Origin of the sequence: Xenophilus sp. (assembly GCF_044462705.1) — a bacterium.
Taxonomy (GTDB): Bacteria; Pseudomonadota; Gammaproteobacteria; order Burkholderiales; family Burkholderiaceae_C; genus Xenophilus; species Xenophilus azovorans.
The window spans coordinates 16108-30404 of the sequence record NZ_JBIQNC010000034.1 but is presented as its reverse complement, the minus strand read 5'-3'; the positions used below and the strand labels follow the sequence as shown (position 1 = coordinate 30404).

The 14297-nt window shown below is 66.5% G+C and carries 12 protein-coding genes and 1 pseudogene; 4 read left to right on the top strand and 9 right to left on the bottom strand.

Features of this window, described 5'->3' with window-relative positions; translation table 11 throughout:
- Window positions 1-107: 107 nt before the first annotated feature.
- A pseudogene (locus ACIY1X_RS08145) lies at window positions 108-257 on the top strand (IS5/IS1182 family transposase); the annotation flags it as partial.
- Window positions 258-536: 279 nt separating this feature from the next.
- On the opposite strand, the gene ACIY1X_RS08140 reads toward ACIY1X_RS08145, so the two are convergent.
- From ACIY1X_RS08140 to ACIY1X_RS08130, 3 genes are read right to left on the bottom strand one after another with little or no spacing between them, the layout of a single operon-like run.
- The gene (locus ACIY1X_RS08140) at window positions 537-1646 is read right to left on the bottom strand and encodes a class II histone deacetylase (RefSeq protein WP_399679689.1); all 1110 of its coding nucleotides are present in this window, start codon (window positions 1644-1646) and stop codon (window positions 537-539) included.
- A gap of 10 nt (window positions 1647-1656) precedes the next feature.
- Complete coding sequence (locus tag ACIY1X_RS08135; RefSeq protein WP_399679688.1) at window positions 1657-2991, bottom strand: MFS transporter; 1335 nt, start codon at window positions 2989-2991, stop codon at window positions 1657-1659.
- 3 nt (window positions 2992-2994) lie between these two features.
- The gene (locus ACIY1X_RS08130) at window positions 2995-3354 is read right to left on the bottom strand and encodes a DUF6616 family protein (protein WP_038211751.1); all 360 of its coding nucleotides are present in this window, start codon (window positions 3352-3354) and stop codon (window positions 2995-2997) included.
- Between the two features lie 196 nt (window positions 3355-3550).
- On the opposite strand from ACIY1X_RS08130, the gene ACIY1X_RS08125 reads away from it, so the two are divergent.
- On the top strand, window positions 3551-5533 hold the full coding sequence (locus ACIY1X_RS08125; protein ID WP_399679687.1) for an amidohydrolase: 1983 nt from the start codon (window positions 3551-3553) through the stop codon (window positions 5531-5533).
- A 14-nt stretch (window positions 5534-5547) separates the two neighbouring features.
- Here ACIY1X_RS08125 and ACIY1X_RS08120 read toward each other — a convergent pair whose 3' ends face one another.
- Together ACIY1X_RS08120 and ACIY1X_RS08115 are read right to left on the bottom strand one after the other, a co-directional pair.
- Entirely contained in the window at window positions 5548-6438 is an 891-nt protein-coding gene (locus tag ACIY1X_RS08120; protein ID WP_169748323.1) for a helix-turn-helix domain-containing protein, read from the bottom strand.
- A gap of 70 nt (window positions 6439-6508) precedes the next feature.
- Window positions 6509-6940, bottom strand: coding sequence for a hypothetical protein (locus tag ACIY1X_RS08115; RefSeq protein ID WP_399679685.1), 432 nt, complete (start codon window positions 6938-6940; stop codon window positions 6509-6511).
- 128 nt (window positions 6941-7068) lie between these two features.
- Here ACIY1X_RS08115 and ACIY1X_RS08110 point away from each other — a divergent pair, with 128 nt between their 5' ends.
- Window positions 7069-8229 carry an acyl-CoA dehydrogenase family protein gene (locus ACIY1X_RS08110; protein ID WP_038211753.1) on the top strand — a complete coding sequence of 387 codons (1161 nt, stop codon included), beginning with the start codon at window positions 7069-7071 and terminating at the stop codon, window positions 8227-8229.
- A gap of 33 nt (window positions 8230-8262) precedes the next feature.
- Here ACIY1X_RS08110 and ACIY1X_RS08105 read toward each other — a convergent pair whose 3' ends face one another.
- The gene (locus ACIY1X_RS08105) at window positions 8263-9354 is read right to left on the bottom strand and encodes an NADPH:quinone oxidoreductase family protein (protein ID WP_399679683.1); all 1092 of its coding nucleotides are present in this window, start codon (window positions 9352-9354) and stop codon (window positions 8263-8265) included.
- 56 nt (window positions 9355-9410) lie between these two features.
- Here ACIY1X_RS08105 and ACIY1X_RS08100 point away from each other — a divergent pair, with 56 nt between their 5' ends.
- Complete coding sequence (locus ACIY1X_RS08100) at window positions 9411-10532, top strand: CaiB/BaiF CoA transferase family protein (protein WP_399679681.1); 1122 nt, start codon at window positions 9411-9413, stop codon at window positions 10530-10532.
- Window positions 10533-10541: 9 nt separating this feature from the next.
- Here the strand turns inward: ACIY1X_RS08100 and ACIY1X_RS08095 are convergent, their stop codons facing one another.
- The 3 genes from ACIY1X_RS08095 to ACIY1X_RS08085 are packed head-to-tail and all read right to left on the bottom strand — an operon-like array spanning window position 10542 to window position 14216.
- Entirely contained in the window at window positions 10542-11660 is a 1119-nt protein-coding gene (locus ACIY1X_RS08095; RefSeq protein ID WP_399679680.1) for an AraC family transcriptional regulator, read from the bottom strand.
- Window positions 11657-12637, bottom strand: a complete 981-nt coding sequence (locus tag ACIY1X_RS08090) for a Bug family tripartite tricarboxylate transporter substrate binding protein (protein ID WP_399679679.1) — start codon at window positions 12635-12637, stop codon at window positions 11657-11659. The genes ACIY1X_RS08095 and ACIY1X_RS08090 overlap by 4 nt, the downstream gene beginning before the upstream one ends.
- A gap of 13 nt (window positions 12638-12650) precedes the next feature.
- Window positions 12651-14216 (bottom strand): AMP-binding protein, encoded by a 1566-nt coding sequence (locus ACIY1X_RS08085; protein WP_399679677.1) that lies wholly within the window; start codon window positions 14214-14216, stop codon window positions 12651-12653.
- Window positions 14217-14297 lie beyond the last annotated feature (81 nt).

Sequence of the window (14297 nt, the reverse complement as noted above, 5' to 3'; positions counted from 1 at the left end):
TTAACCAGGCCAGCGCGAATACCGAAGCGACAACGAACTGATCATCAACCGGGGGTCAGAACTCGATGTCGTCAGGGGGGCAGATCTGGATGGCGCTTGACACGGGGATGAGAAAAGGCTACCCCAGCGACGTCAGTCGCGAACAGTTCGAGCTTGTGCGGCCGTTGCTGGAAAGCGCACGCAGGAAGACCGCGCCGCGGCGGGTGGACCTGTACGAAGTGTTTTGTGCGGTGCTGTACCTGCTGCGCACCGGCTGCTCCCGGTCCGGTCATCATGAAGAGGTTCGGGAAACCGTTGGTCATCAGGCCGAGGTACGTGCGCGGGCCCGCAGCCCATTTCTCCGACAGTCTTTGCCCGTTCTTTCCCTCGAAGTCGACGCGAAGCAGCGAACCGGTCAGGGCGTCGAACCCCGTCGCGAAGACGCTTCCATTGGTGATCTGTCAGTTCGTAGCGGATCGGGCGAGACATTCAGGCTGGCTTCCTCCTGCCCGTATCGTCTCATCTCCCATGTTCGTCGCCCTGAATGTCGATTCAGCCTAGAGATCAAAGGCACCGGCCATTTCATCGATTAGTTCTCTCTGAAGGCGTTCGAAACGACAAGAGGGCTGCCTTCCAGCAAATTTGGGCATGAATGGGTCAGGCACACCTGTCCGATGACCAGAAAGCGCCTCGAGCGTCGCGAGGCCGCAGAATGGCACGCATACCTGCGAATAGCCGCCCTCATGCACCATGGCCAGCCGCCCTTTGCACACGGCCGAAGCGAGTTCCCGGACTTGCAGGGTCATCTGCCGGAATGACTCTGGATAGAGCTGCATGCGGGCCAGTGGATCCATGCAGTTCGCATCAAGTCCGCTGGCGACCACGATGAGTTCCGGCTGAAAGCGCTCGACGGCGGGAAACACCAGCCGCTGGAGGGCGTACAAGTAGGCCGCATGGCCGCCGCCCGGCAGCAGAGGGACGTTGAGGTTGTGATCGAGACCCTGATTCTCGCCTCGCTCGGCGAAGGCGCCCGAGCCTGGCGGATAGCAGTTTTCCTGATGCAGCGAAACGGTAAGCACATCGTTGCGGGCGTAGAAGATCTGCTGCGTTCCGTTGCCGTGGTGCACGTCCCAGTCGATCACTGCGACCTTGCCGAGACCGCGGCGTTCCTTCATGGCTTCGATCCCGATAGCGATGTTGTTCAGCAGGCTGAATCCCATGCCGGTATCGCGCGATGCATGGTGCCCGCATGGCCTGGTAAGCGCATAGGCGTTGTCGAAGTTCCCGGAAACGACCGAATCCATCGCCGTAGTGGCCAGTCCGGCCGAGAGCGCGGCGATCTCGTAGCCGCCCGGCCCGTACGGCGCGAGCGGGCCCAACTCGCCGCCGCCTGCGTCGCTGCCGGCCTTGAAGCGCGCGAGGTAGCTCCTGGAATGGACCCGGGACAGGTCTTCTTCGTCAGCCGCTTGTGCGCTCGTGACAGTCAGGCGACTTGTCAAGCCGGAGACGTCCATCAGTGCCTTGATGCGTCGCTTGGATTCGGGCGAATCGATGAAGCCCTCGACAGCCGACGGCTGGACCCACCCGCCGGCACGCATGGTCGATACGTAGTTGTGGGCCGGCTCATGCCAGAGCGTGCGTTCGTCATGAAGGAAGGCGGTTCTCATCCGACGCCCCTCAATCTGACTTCGATGAGTGGCGGTGCTGCTCGGGAACCGTCAGTAGTAAGACGATGCCGCTCGCAGCCACCACCGTTGCGCAGGCGAACATGCCGTAGCTCAGTTTGCCGGTGGCGGTGGCAAGGGCGCCCACGCCGGCCGGCGCGAGTATCCCGGAGAGATTGCCTACGCTGCTGATGATGGCGATCCCCGCGGCGGCCGTCTGGCGCGACAGGTGGCTGGTGGCGGCCGCCCAGAACACCGGCAGGCCTGCAACGTTTCCACCCACGGCCAGAGAGAGGAACAGCATTGAAAAGGCGAGTGGCATGGCAGGCGTCTGCGCCAACGCGAGACAAACTGCACCGGCCATCACGGCCACCGCGAAGTGCCAGCGCCGCTCGCCGCGGCGGTCGGACCGCCTGCCGTAGAAGATCATGCCGAGGCCGCCGGCTATGTACGGCAGCGTCGAAAGCAGCCCGATGTGTACCGTGTTCGAGATCCCCATACCCTTGATCAGGCTCGGAGTCCACAGACTGGTGACGTTCGCGCCGGACAGCACCATCATGTACACCAGAGAGAACAGCCAGACCTTCAGGTCCTTGAAGGCAGCCCACACCGACGGCGCTGCCCGGTCTTCATCGGCTTCGTCGCGTGCCAGCACGTCGACCACCGTGCGCTTCTCACGTTGAGACAGCCAGCGTGCGGACTTCACATCGTCGTCGAGATAGAAGTAGGTGAAGACACCCATGATCGACGACGGCAATCCCTCGATCAAGAACAGCCATTGCCATCCATCGAGCCCGCCGACTCCTCCCATGTTGTGCAGGATCCAGCCCGAGACTGGGCCGGTGATGATGCCGCCGACGGAGGTCGCAGCCATGAAAAGGCCGATCACCTTGGCGCGGCGCGCCTTCGGGAACCAGAAAGTCAGGTACAGCAGGATGCCCGGCAGCAGGCCGGCTTCGAAGGCACCGAGCAGGAAGCGCACCACGTAGAACTGCATGGGCGTCTGTACGAACATCGTGCTGGCCGACACAATGCCCCAGCAGAACATGATCCGCAGGATGGTCTTGCGCGCTCCGATGCGCTGCAGGATCAGGTTGCTCGGCACCTCGAAGAAAAAGTAGCCGATGAAGAAGATGCCGGCGCCCAGCCCGTACACGGCGTCGCTGAATCCCAGCGCATGCTTCATCTGCAATTGCGCAAAGCCGATGTTGATGCGATCGACGAAGTTCAGCACGAGGCACAGGAACAGGATCGGGATGATGCGCCGCGTGATCTTGCCGAAAACGCTTTCCTCGTCTTCATCCCCGGCCGCCATGGTCAGCCCATCGGCTGGCAATGTGCTTTGCATGCTTCAGCCCTCCTTGTCGGCCAGCGCCACCATGGCGCTAAGCACTTCACTCGCAGAGGAACAGCGGCCCACGGTGTTGGCTTGTTCGAAATATCGGTACCAGCCCGAAGCTTCGACACCGGCCATGAAGGCGCGAACAGCCTCGGCGCTGTCGGCCTGCCACACGGCCCAGAAGTCGTGAGCGATGCTCTGCGGCGCATGCCGGTCAACCAGGCCCCATGCGATCACGCGAACGCCGCTGGGGTGTCCCCCGGCGCTCGCCAGCCTGATCTGGTCCGCATAGTCCTGGCGTGCCCGTGGCGTCAGCTCATGCCACGTGTGCTTGAATGTCCAATGTTCGATGAAGATGTGTTTGTCGGCCATGAAATCGCCTTCGATGGATGCTGTGGATGCGGTGCAGCGGAAGATAGGCAGCTCTCTGCACGCCGAGTTGACCGACGGTGCACCCCGCATTGACCGTGGAGTCCGCGAGCGCCGAGCGGCCGACCCATGCACCCTCGATCAACCCCTGATGCGTGAACAGTCAATGTCACGAGGCAGGCGCTCTGACAATCCGCCGATGCATTCACCAGCCGGTATCCGGTTCTCTGACCTGATTGCCCCCCCGCGCGCATCGGCGGCGCCCGCGATCGACCGTGCGGCCGATGGCGCGAAGCGTTTGTCTCCGGCCTGCTTGTGTACGGCGTCGCGCGAGAACTTCCTTTCGCGCGTCGTGGAATCCGATCGGCATCGCATTGCCCCGGATGGCGACTGGCGCCGCCCACGCCGCCTCACGCGCCCGCTGGACTGGACTTGTGCTGCAGACGCATGGCATGCGATGAGCAAGCAGGCGGATGATGCCGCGCTGTCCGACGGGGCTCCTGCCGCCGTTGTGTCCCTCGTGCGCTGGCTGCAGCAGGACGGCGAAGGCATTGCTGCCCCGGCAGATGCTTCTCCCGGTGTCCCGCCGTCGCCCTCGCGTCACGCTGCAGCCTGCGAATCGTCCGAAGACGATGAGATCCTGTTGCGCGGGGGTCGCATCTTCACCAACGATCCGGATCAGCCATGGTGCGATGCGCTGCTGGTGCGGGGACGGCGGATCGTTGCGGCCGGAACCGGAGAAGCACTGGCCATGCAGGTGCGCCCCGGTGCGCGCGTGGTGGAACTGGCCGGCCGTACGGTGATACCGGGCTTCAACGACGCACACATGCACCACACGCCCGACCCCACGGGTGTGCGGCTGCCCATCGACCATTCGTCGAGTTGGGACGAGGCGCACGCGCGCATCGCAGAGGCCTGCGCTGCTGCGCCGCCGGGCACCTGGATCTTCGGAACGATGAGCGAGGCCGTCACCAACGCGCGCGACGCAACGCGTACCGTGCTCGACAGGATCGCCCCGAAACACCCAGTCATCCTGCTGGGTATCACGAACCACACGAACGTGGTCAATACCGAGGCCATGCGCCGACTCGGCATCGACGACCGTGCGCCGGATCCGGTCGGCGGCTGGTTCGAGCGCGTGCCGCCGTACGGACGCCTGAACGGGCGCATCCACGAATACGCCCAGTGGGCGCCGCAGCGTTGCTTCGCATCGATGGCCAGCGTGGAGGAGGGTGCCGCAAGCCTGCGCACGCTCGGCGCCGAGTGCCTTCGCCTAGGTATCACCACGCTGCAGAACATGTCATGGACGCCAGTACGGCGCTATGTACAGATGCTCGATGCGGCCGCATTGCCGATCCGTGTCCGCGTCATTCGCTTCCCGCCTTCGGGGCCGGCCGGCCGCCTGGTGCACGAGGACATCGATGTCGGTGCGCCCGCGAGCCCGCTGGTGACGGTGGAAGGCACGAAGTGGATCCTCGACGGTACCTGGGTCGAGCGCGGCGCGGCGCTCGGGCGTGGCTATGCGGATGCGCCTTGGCAGACAGGCCGTGAGAACTTCTCCCGGGCCGAGATCATGCAGATGCTCGCCGAAAGCTTGCGCTCGGGCGAGCACCTGCTCCTGCATGCCATCGGCACCGCGACCATCGAGAGCGTACTGTGCTGCCTCGAGGCCTTCGAGCCGCCGGTCGACTGGAAGCAGAGCGGCTTTCGCCTGGAGCATGGAGACGGGTTCACCGACGTGCAGATGGCCCGGGCGCGGAGGCTGGGCGTGCTGGTGGTGCAGAACCCCTCCCACTTCGTGCTGGCCGGACAGTATGCGAGCCGTTTCGGCACGGGCACGCGCTACGCGTCTTTCGGTTCACTGTTTGCGAACGGGATGGACGTGGCCATCGGATCGGACGGACCCCTCAACCCCTTCCTCGGCATTTGGGCCGCGACCACGCATCCGGCGAACCCGGAGGAAGCCGTCGATCGCGAGACCGCCGTGGCGGCCTACACCTGGGGCAGCGCCGTGGCCGAAGGCCTGCAGGCGGAAAAGGGCCGGCTTGCGCCCGGCTACCTTGCCGATCTGGCCGTGCTCTCGGCCGACATCTTCAGCGTTCCCGCCGAACGTCTCCCTGGCATCGAGAGCCAACTGACCATGGTCGACGGCCGGATTGCCTACGAGTCGCCGGTGCGTTGAAGTCAGGCCGCCACTCACGGCTGCGCGCTGAAGTGCTGCCGGTACCGTGCCGGCGGCATGCCATAGCGAGCCTTGAAGGCACGTATGAAATGCGCATCGCTGTTGAAGCCGTGATCGAAAGCGATCGACCCGATCGATCGGGCCGCATTCTTGGGGGCGAGCAGGGCCTGGCAACTGCGCTCGAGCCGAAGCTGCCAGATCATCTTCTCCGGACTCAGCATCTCGCCCGAGAAGGCCTTGTAGAGGTAGCGGCGCGAGCAATGGAGTGCCTTGGCGAGTTCGTCCACGGTGAACTCCGGATCGCAGGCTCGTGCGCGAACGAATTTTTCAGCCCGCAGACGCAGGCCGGCGAGAGAGTCTTCGGCTCTCGCGGGGACGCGGCGCTCGTCTTCCAGCATCGCGGCGACCAGTCCGAGGGAGGTATCCGCCAACAGGATGGCTGCTTGCTCTGCAATCCTTCCGATCTGCGCTTCCAGTGTGCGCAGATATCCGCTCAGGACGCTCTTCATGCCGCCTGTCTCCGGCTCGGTGCTCTGCGAGCTGAGCATGGCCGGCAATTTCATTCCCGTGAGCCGTGCGCGGGGAATTTGAAGACCGAAGAGCTTCGAGTCGGCCGGCGATTCCCAGGTATAGGGCCGGCGTTGATCGAGTGCGATCCAGTCGCCGGCGTCGAGGCGTACGGTTTCACCGTCGACCGTCACATCGGCGCAGCCCCTGAGCTGCATCGAGAGCTTGAAGTAGTCTCCGCCCTTGTCGATTGCATCGCGCGCCAGGCGCGTCACGCGCGAGCGCGAGATTTCCATGCGGATCGCGGCGATGCCGCCCATGTCGTAGACATCGAGGTGCGCATCGAGACTGTCGCCACCTCCGGTGTCTCGATGCAGCCGGCCGAAATAGGGACTCAAGGATGCTTCCCAATGGCGCCGCCGCTCGAGGCGAGGTACGTCGGAAGTTCTGAAGGAGTGCGCGCGCATGTCATCCCTCGAATGCTGAAACAGTATGCGTGCGAGCAAGTTTTGCGCCAATAGGGAAAGCCTTATGGACGCCGCTCGGGCGGGCGTTGCCGCGTCGGTGCGGCCGCGCATCGCGGTCGACGGGCCGATCGCATCCGTTGCCGTGGTGCATGCCCCAGTCGATCACCGCGACCCTGCCGGGACCGTGGCGCTCCTTCATGGCTTCGATCGCGACGGCGATGTTGTTCAGCAGGATCAATCCCATGCCGGTATCGCGCGATGCACGGTACCCACATGGCCTGGTAGGCGCATAGGCGATGCCCGTAGCCTGAGGTTGCCGTCCGCAAGAAGCTCGACCCGCAAGCGAGCAGCTGGATCGAACTGCCTCAAGGTCACGCTGCAACTGCTGTAGATGGCCTGCCTGCGCTTCGAGAGTTGCTTGCCGCGAGGACATGTGGGGGCGCTCGCTTGTGCCATGTGATTTGAACGCAGGCGCCATGGCGGCCGCGTGGGCGCCCAGCTTCAATCGAACAGTGTTGACATGCCAAAGCGGTGCATGTCCGAACCGCGAGAAGCACACCCATGGATTTCGAACTCTCTCCTGATCAACTTGACCTGCAGCAACGCGCGCGCACCTTCGTCCATAGAGAAGTCCTCCCGTTCTACCGTGAGTGGCCAGTTGCCAACTCCGACTACAGCCCCGAACTCAATGCGCACCTGAAGGCCAAGCTGGCCGAGTACGGCCTCGCCAAGCTGATCGTGCCCAAGGAATTCGGCGGGCAGGGCCTGGGGCCGATGGAGGACGTGATCGTGCTGGCCGAGTTCTCCAAGTCGCCGCGCCGCATGCCCGGCGGGCCGTTCGCGCCGTGGCCGGTGCTCTACAAGGCGCCAGAGAAGATCCGCGAGAAGTACCTCTATCCGGTGCTTGAGGGAAAGACGGGCTGGTCGATGTGCTTCACCGAACCCGAAGCAGGCTCGGACCTCGCAGGCATCCGCACGACGGCTGTGCGAAAGAGCGACCACTGGGTGCTCAATGGCACGAAGATGTGGCGCACCGGCCATCACTTCGCGTCGTACACGGCGGTCGCGGCCGTCACCGACCCGAGCAAGGGACCGAAGGGCATCAGCGTCTTCCTGGTCGACAACGACACGCCGGGATTCACGAAATCGCGCGACATCCCCGTGATCGCGCGGCAGTGGGGCACGGAGCAGGAGGTGCGGCTCGAGAACGTCATCGTGCCCGCCGAGAACCTGCTGGGCGCGGAGGGCGAGGGCTTCTCCATCGCCCAGCACCAGTTCAACCGCTTCCGCCTTCGGCTGGGCGGCACTTCGCTCGGCATGGCCGAGCGCAGCCAGGAGCTCGCCGTCGAGTACGCGCGTGAGCGCAAGGTGTTCGGCAAGGCACTCGGCGACAACCAGGCGATCCAATGGATGCTGACCGACAACCAGTACGACATCGAATCCATCCGCCTCAACACCTACTACGCGGCATGGATGGTCGCGCGCGGCGGCTACTCGGCCTCGCGGCTGCAGGCGGCCATGGTGAAGGCCTACTGCGTGGATGCGGGCCTGCGCGTGATCGACCGCTCGATGCAGGTGTTGGGCGGCCGCGGCCTCGCGATCGAGGACTACCCGTTCTTCGACTTCCACAACCTGCTGCGCATGTGCAAGCAGATGGAGGGTTCGACCGAGATCATGAAGATCGTGATGGCTCGGGAGATTCTTTCGGGCGAGCTGAACTGAGGCAGGGGACGGCGGCCCAGGCGGCCACCGTCCTCATGCGACAACGACGATCTTCCCGAGTGCACCTCGCGCATCGAGTCGAGCGATGGCCGAGGGCGCGTCGGCCATGCTGAAAGTCTCGGTCACTTCCGGCTGCAGCAGGCCCTCGCGCCACATCGCGAGCAGCGATTGCATGTTGCGGTCGTTGAGCTTGGGGTCTTCCTGCACGAAGCTGCGCCAGTCGACACCGACGATGTGGCGGCTCTTGAGCAGCGCCAGGTTGAGGGGAACGCTCGGTATGCCGGCTGTGAATCCCACCACCAAATGGCGGCCGCCCCGGCGCAGGCTGCGCAATGCCGGTTCGCTGTAGCCGCCACCGACCGGGTCGAACACCACGTCGCAACCGTCGCCGCCCACCGCATCCTTGATGCGCCTCGCGAGTGCCTGCTGCGCTTTCCGGTCCTCGACCTGCTCTTCGTAGACCAGGCCGTCCGAGGCCCCGCGCGCCATCGCGAAAGCCAGCTTGGAGGGTGACGACACGGCGGCCACCACGCGGGCTCCCAGCGCGCGCGCGACCTCGACCGCGGCCGATCCGACGCCGCCCGCGGCACCGAGCACAAGCGCCGTCTGCTTTGCGCGCAATTGAGCGGCGTCGCACAGGGCGTGGTAGGCGGTGGCATAGGCGAACATGAAGGCCGCCGCCTGCGTGCGCGGGGTATCGGCTGGAACGCGCACGCAGCGCTGCTCGGCCACGGCGATGCGATCGGCCATGGCGCCCCAGCCGCAGCGGCCGATGACGAGGTCGCCCTCGCGCAGGCCCGATACGCCGCGGCCCGCCTGCTCCACCACGCCGCAGAACTCGCTGCCGGGAATGAAGGGCCGCTCGGGCTTGACCTGGTAGAGGTCGCGGATCAGCAGGCCGTCGGGGTAGTTGACGCCCACCGCGGAGATCTTCACGAGCACCTCGCCGTCGGCGGGCACCGGATCCGGCAACTCCTGCCACACCAGCGTCTCCGGCCCCCCGGGGCGATGACTCACCCATGCTTTCAATTTCGGCTCCTGCAGTTGGCGCCATGATGAAAGGCCGGCCGCCCCGGCGCCATGACCCCTCCGAGCAAGCCGCATGGCGCGGCGCGCCATGGTCATGGAGAACGAGCACGGCGGTCATCGCGGCGGCGTGAGCCCGAAGGCACCATGGCGTGATGAACGACACGTCGAAGCACGCGCCTCCGCAGCCCACCGGTCCGCTGCGGGGCGTGCGGGTCGTCGAATTCGCGGGCCTGGGGCCGGTCTCCTTCAGCGCCATGCTGCTCGCCGACATGGGGGCGCGGGTGGTCCGCATCGAGCGCCCCGGGGCGATGGAGATGGAGCGCGGCGCGACCATGCGCGGGCGGGAGCGCCTCGCGCTCGACCTGCGCTCGACCGAAGGCCTCGCGACGGCGCGCGAATTGCTGCGCCATGCCGATGTGGCGATCGAGGGATTCCGGCCCGGCGTGATGGAGAGGCTGGGACTCGGCCCGGCGGAACTGGTTGCGCTGCGGCCGGCGCTGGTGTTCGGCCGCATGACCGGCTGGGGGCAGGAGGGTCCGCGCAGCCGGCAGGCAGGCCATGACATCGACTACCTCGCGGTCGCGGGCGGCCTGCATCCCATCGGTCCCGCCGAGGGCCCGATCGTGCCGCTGAACATCGTCGGCGACTATGGCGGCGGCGCGCTCTACCTGGCCGTGGGCGTGCTCGCGGCGCTGCACGAGGCGATGCGCAGCGGGCGCGGCCAGGTGGTCGATGCCGCGATCTGCGACGGCTGTGTCTCTCTGCTGTCGCTGATCCATGGCCTGCGGGCCGCGTCGCGCTGGCGGGACGAGCGGCAGTCCAACACGCTCGATGGTGCGGCACCGTACTACCGCAGCTACCGATGCGCGGACGGACTTCATCTGGCGGTGGGTGCGATCGAACCGCAGTTCCATGCCGAGTTCTGTGCGCGGTTGGGCCTGGACCTCAAGGCGTTCGCACAGAGTGATCGCGCACGCTGGCCCGAACAGGCGCGCGCGCTGGAACAGCTCTTCGCGGGCGAGCCCCGCCGGCATTGGGAGGCGCTGTTCGAAGGAAGCGATGCCTGCGTGGCGCCCGTCCACTCTCTCGCCGAGAGCACGCGCGATCCGCACCTCGTGGCGCGGGGCACCTTCGTCGAACTCGAGGGGGAACTGCAGCCGGCGCCGGCGCCGCGTTTCAGCCATTCGCCGGCGGTGCCGCGGCCCGCGATGCCTGTGATGGCCGATGCGCAATGGCTGGCGGACTGGGCGCGACCCGCGGACCTCGGAAGCTGAAGGCCGGCCTCAGGATGCGGGCGGATTGGCCCGGTACTCGGTGGGGCCTGTGCCCGTCCAGCGGCGAAAAGCGCGGTGGAAGGTGCTGTACTCGGCGAAGCCGAGTCGCAGCGCGATGGTCTCGAGCTTCACATGGCCCTGGCGCACCATGTCGAGCGCCGCGCGGCGTCGCACGTCGTCGCGCAGTTCCGAGAAGCCGCAGCCCTCGTCGATCAGGTGCCGCCGCAGGGTCACCGGTGTCATGTGCAGGCGGGCCGCCACGTCGTCCAGGCTCAGCGGCGAGCCCACCTGCGCGCGCAGGATGGACTTAACACGGTCGCTCGCGCGGCTCTGGTCGTAGTAGCGGGTGATGAGCGTGCGAGGCGCCTCGGAGAGAAAGCGGATCAGGCGCTCCTCGCCGCCGATGATCGGCAGTGAGGCGAGATGGCTTTCGAGCCGCAGGCCGGTGAACGGCTGCTCGAAGCGGATCTCGCGCGTGTCGTAGGTGCGCAGCGTCTCGGCGCTGGTCGGCCGGCGCGGATACGAGAACTCCACTGCGGTCAGCGGGATGCGTCGGTCGACCAGCCAGCACATGAACTGGTAGAGCAGGAAAATGGTCGCGCCATGCAGGCTCACGCGCCGCTCGGGCGAGAGCTTGCGCAAGGGCTTGAGCCAGACGACGGCCTCGCCGCCCTCGCGGCGCAGCTTGAGCGAAAAGTCGTCGACCACCAGCGCATAGAAGCGGCCGATGACAGCCAGCGCCTCACCGAGCGTGCGGCAATTGACGATCAGCCGGCACAGGGTGTGGAAGGTGCCCGGCGGAATCGGCCGCGAGGCAATGCCCCAGGCTTCGTCGCGCGCGCGCCGTGCCAGCAGGATCAGAAAGCGGGTGAATGCCTGCTCGGTGACGCGCAGCCCGCTCGCGTTCAGTTGCCGCGGATCGATGCCGGACCGGCGCAGCACCGCGTGGGCCCGCTCCGGCGGCAAGTTCGCGCTACGCAAGAACAACTGGACGAACCAGCCGGCGATCGGCGGCGGCGTGGCGCTCGGCAGAGGGCCGGAGACGGCGGTCATAAGGCGGGCTTGTGCGGGGAAGGCGCGGGCATGCGTTTCGCATTGTCGCGCCTCCCGCACGAGCAGCGGCGTCATTCCGCCGTGATGTTGAAGCGTCGGCTCAGCGCCTCCCAGTGGCGGTACTCGTTCTGCATCGCGGCCGTGATCTGCTCGGGCGTCTCGCTGCTGGGCTCCAGGCCGGCCAGCTGTAGCCGGCCGATCATGTCGGGCTCCTGCAGGATGGCGCGGATGGCGCTTCGCAACCGGTCGGCCAACGGCGCCGGCGTTCCCGCGCGCAGGAACAGGCCCCACCAGCCGGTGTGGTCGAAGCCGGCGTACCCGAGCTCGGACAGCGTGGGCACCTGCGGCAGTGCGGTCAGCCTTCTGCCGTGCGCCACCGCGATCGAACGCAGTCCCTTGTCGCCCTGCCGCTCGATCGCGGTGGCGGCCGAGACGAAGGCCATCGGCACGCGCCCGCCCAGCATGTCCTGCAGCAGAGGGCCGGTGCCGCGGAAGGCCACGTGCGGCATCTCGATGTTCCAGGCCGCACGCAGCTGCTCGCCATAGATGTGCGAGGTCGAGCCTGCGCCGTAGGAGCCGAACGAGAAGTTGCCGGGGTTGGCCTTGGCCGCACGCGCGAGTTCGGCCAGGCTCTGGTAAGGGCTCGAGGAGGGCACCGCCAGGACTACTGCCTGGCGACCCAGCAGCACCAGCGGCTCAATGTCCTTCACGAAGTCGTAGGGCGGCTTGCCGCGCGACAGCGCGATGTTCTGGATCAGGCTCGTGATGTGGAACAGCACTGTCAAGCCATCGGGCGGTTGGCGCAGCAGGTATTGCGTGCCGATGAGTCCGTTGGCGCCGGCTCTGTTGTCGACCAGTACGGTGCGCGAGAGCACCTCCTGCAGGCGCTGCGCGAGCGGACGCACGACCGGGTCGGCCGCGCCGCCGCCTGCGTAGGGCACGAGCAACGTCAGCGGTTTGGTCTCTTGCTGCGCCCTGGCGGCTTTGGGCAGAACGGCCAGCGATACCAGCATGGCTATCGTCCAGTGTCTGCGTCCGATGTCGATTGTCATGGTCGGGTTTCCGTCACGGTTTGGAAGCGGGCGTCGCGAGTGCGCGGTAGCGGTCGCGGACGGCGCGCTTGAGCAGCTTGCCGGTCTCGGTGCGCGGCAGGTCGGTCGCGAAGTCCACGCTGCGTGGACACTTGATGGCCGAGAGATGGGCGCGGCAATGGTCGATGAGCTGCTGCGCGGTCGACGCGTTGGCGAGCGCTGGGTCATTCAGTTCGACGACGGCCTTCACCTCTTCGCCGAACTCGGGGTGCGACACGCCGATCACGGCTACCTCGTGGACCAGCGGGTGGTCCTGCAGCAGGTTCTCCGCCTCCTGCGGGTAGATGTTCACGCCGCCGGAGATGATCATGTTGGCACGGCGGTCGGTGAGGAAGAGGTAGCCCTGCGCATCCACGTGCCCGATGTCGCCGAAGGTGCCCCAGCCCTGCGGCGTGTGGGCTTCGGCGGTCTTCACCGGATCGTTGTGGTACGCGAAGGTGGGGCCGCCCTCGAAGCAGACAAGGCCATCGACCATCGGCGGGCACTCGTTGCCGTCGTCGCCGACGATGTGCAGCACGCCCTGCTTTGCGCGGCCCACCGAACCCGGGCGTGCCAGCCACTCGGGTGCCGAGATCGCAGTGGCGCCGGCGCGCTCCGAGCCGGTGTAGTACTCCCAGACTATCGGGCCCCACCAGTCGATCATGCGGCGCTTGACCTGGATGGGGCAAGGCGCCGCAGCATGCAGCGCCAGCCGGTGGCTCGACAGATCATGGGCCGTGCGGCGCTCGGCAGGCAGCGTGAGCAGGCGGATGAACATGGTTGGCACCCACTGCGAATGGGTGACGCGCCAGCGCGCGATCGCCTCGAGCGCACCTTCCGCGTCGAAGCGGCGCATCAGCACCACCGTGCCGCCGAGTGCGACGCAGCGCATGCTAAAGCGCAGAGGCGCCGCGTGGTAGAGCGGTGCGGGCGAGAGATAGACGCTGTCCGAGTCGAAGGAGAAGAATGAGAGCCAGTCACCCGCCAGGGCCTTGCGCAATTGCCGGTCCTCGAGCCTGTGCTTGATGCCCTTGGGCCTGCCGGTGGTTCCCGAGGAGTAGGCAAAGTCCAGTCCCATGGGCCTGTCGGGCAGGGGCGGGACCGGGCCGTCGCGCTCGACGAGCGCGCGGTAGCTCGCAGCACCGGCGACGGGGACGTCGGCATCGATGCAGAGCACGTCGTCGAGCCGGGCTGGCCGGGGCGAGTGATCGGGCCAGGGAAAGAGTGCCGTCTCCGTCACGAGGACACGTGCATCGGAGTCCTGCAGGATGTATTCGATCTCGCCGCGCGTGAGGTGTGTGCTGATCGGGACGTAGTAGAGGCCGGCGCGGCGCGCGGCGAAGGCGACCTCGAAGTACTCGAGCCGGTTGCCCAGCAGGATCGCAATCACTTCACCGACCGTGAGGCGCGCGGCGAAGAATTGCGCGAGCCGCGCCGAGCGTTCGTGCAGTGCCTGGTAGCCGAGCGTTTCGCCGGTCTCGGCCAGAATGGCGGCAGGCCGCGCGGGAGTCTTGACGGCGAATTGCGCCAGGTCGTCAAGGACAGGTTCGTTCGATGGCAAGGCGGTCTCCGTGCGGCCCTTGCCACCCGGGACGGCTCGGACCTTGTCTCTCTTTCAATGGTCCGAGCATACGAAGCGGGG

Coding starts and splice junctions, on each gene's coding strand:
- ACIY1X_RS08105 (WP_399679683.1), bottom strand. CDS start 9,354: ATGACCATGGCGCGCCGCGCCATGCGGCTTGCTCGGAGGGGTCATGGC.
- ACIY1X_RS08135 (WP_399679688.1), bottom strand. CDS start 2,991: ATGCAAAGCACATTGCCAGCCGATGGGCTGACCATGGCGGCCGGGGAT.
- ACIY1X_RS08110 (WP_038211753.1), top strand. CDS start 7,069: ATGGATTTCGAACTCTCTCCTGATCAACTTGACCTGCAGCAACGCGCG.
- ACIY1X_RS08140 (WP_399679689.1), bottom strand. CDS start 1,646: ATGAGAACCGCCTTCCTTCATGACGAACGCACGCTCTGGCATGAGCCG.
- ACIY1X_RS08095 (WP_399679680.1), bottom strand. CDS start 11,660: ATGACGCCGCTGCTCGTGCGGGAGGCGCGACAATGCGAAACGCATGCC.
- ACIY1X_RS08130 (WP_038211751.1), bottom strand. CDS start 3,354: ATGGCCGACAAACACATCTTCATCGAACATTGGACATTCAAGCACACG.
- ACIY1X_RS08090 (WP_399679679.1), bottom strand. CDS start 12,637: ATGACAATCGACATCGGACGCAGACACTGGACGATAGCCATGCTGGTA.
- ACIY1X_RS08100 (WP_399679681.1), top strand. CDS start 9,411: ATGAACGACACGTCGAAGCACGCGCCTCCGCAGCCCACCGGTCCGCTG.
- ACIY1X_RS08115 (WP_399679685.1), bottom strand. CDS start 6,940: ATGTCCTCGCGGCAAGCAACTCTCGAAGCGCAGGCAGGCCATCTACAG.
- ACIY1X_RS08125 (WP_399679687.1), top strand. CDS start 3,551: ATGCATTCACCAGCCGGTATCCGGTTCTCTGACCTGATTGCCCCCCCG.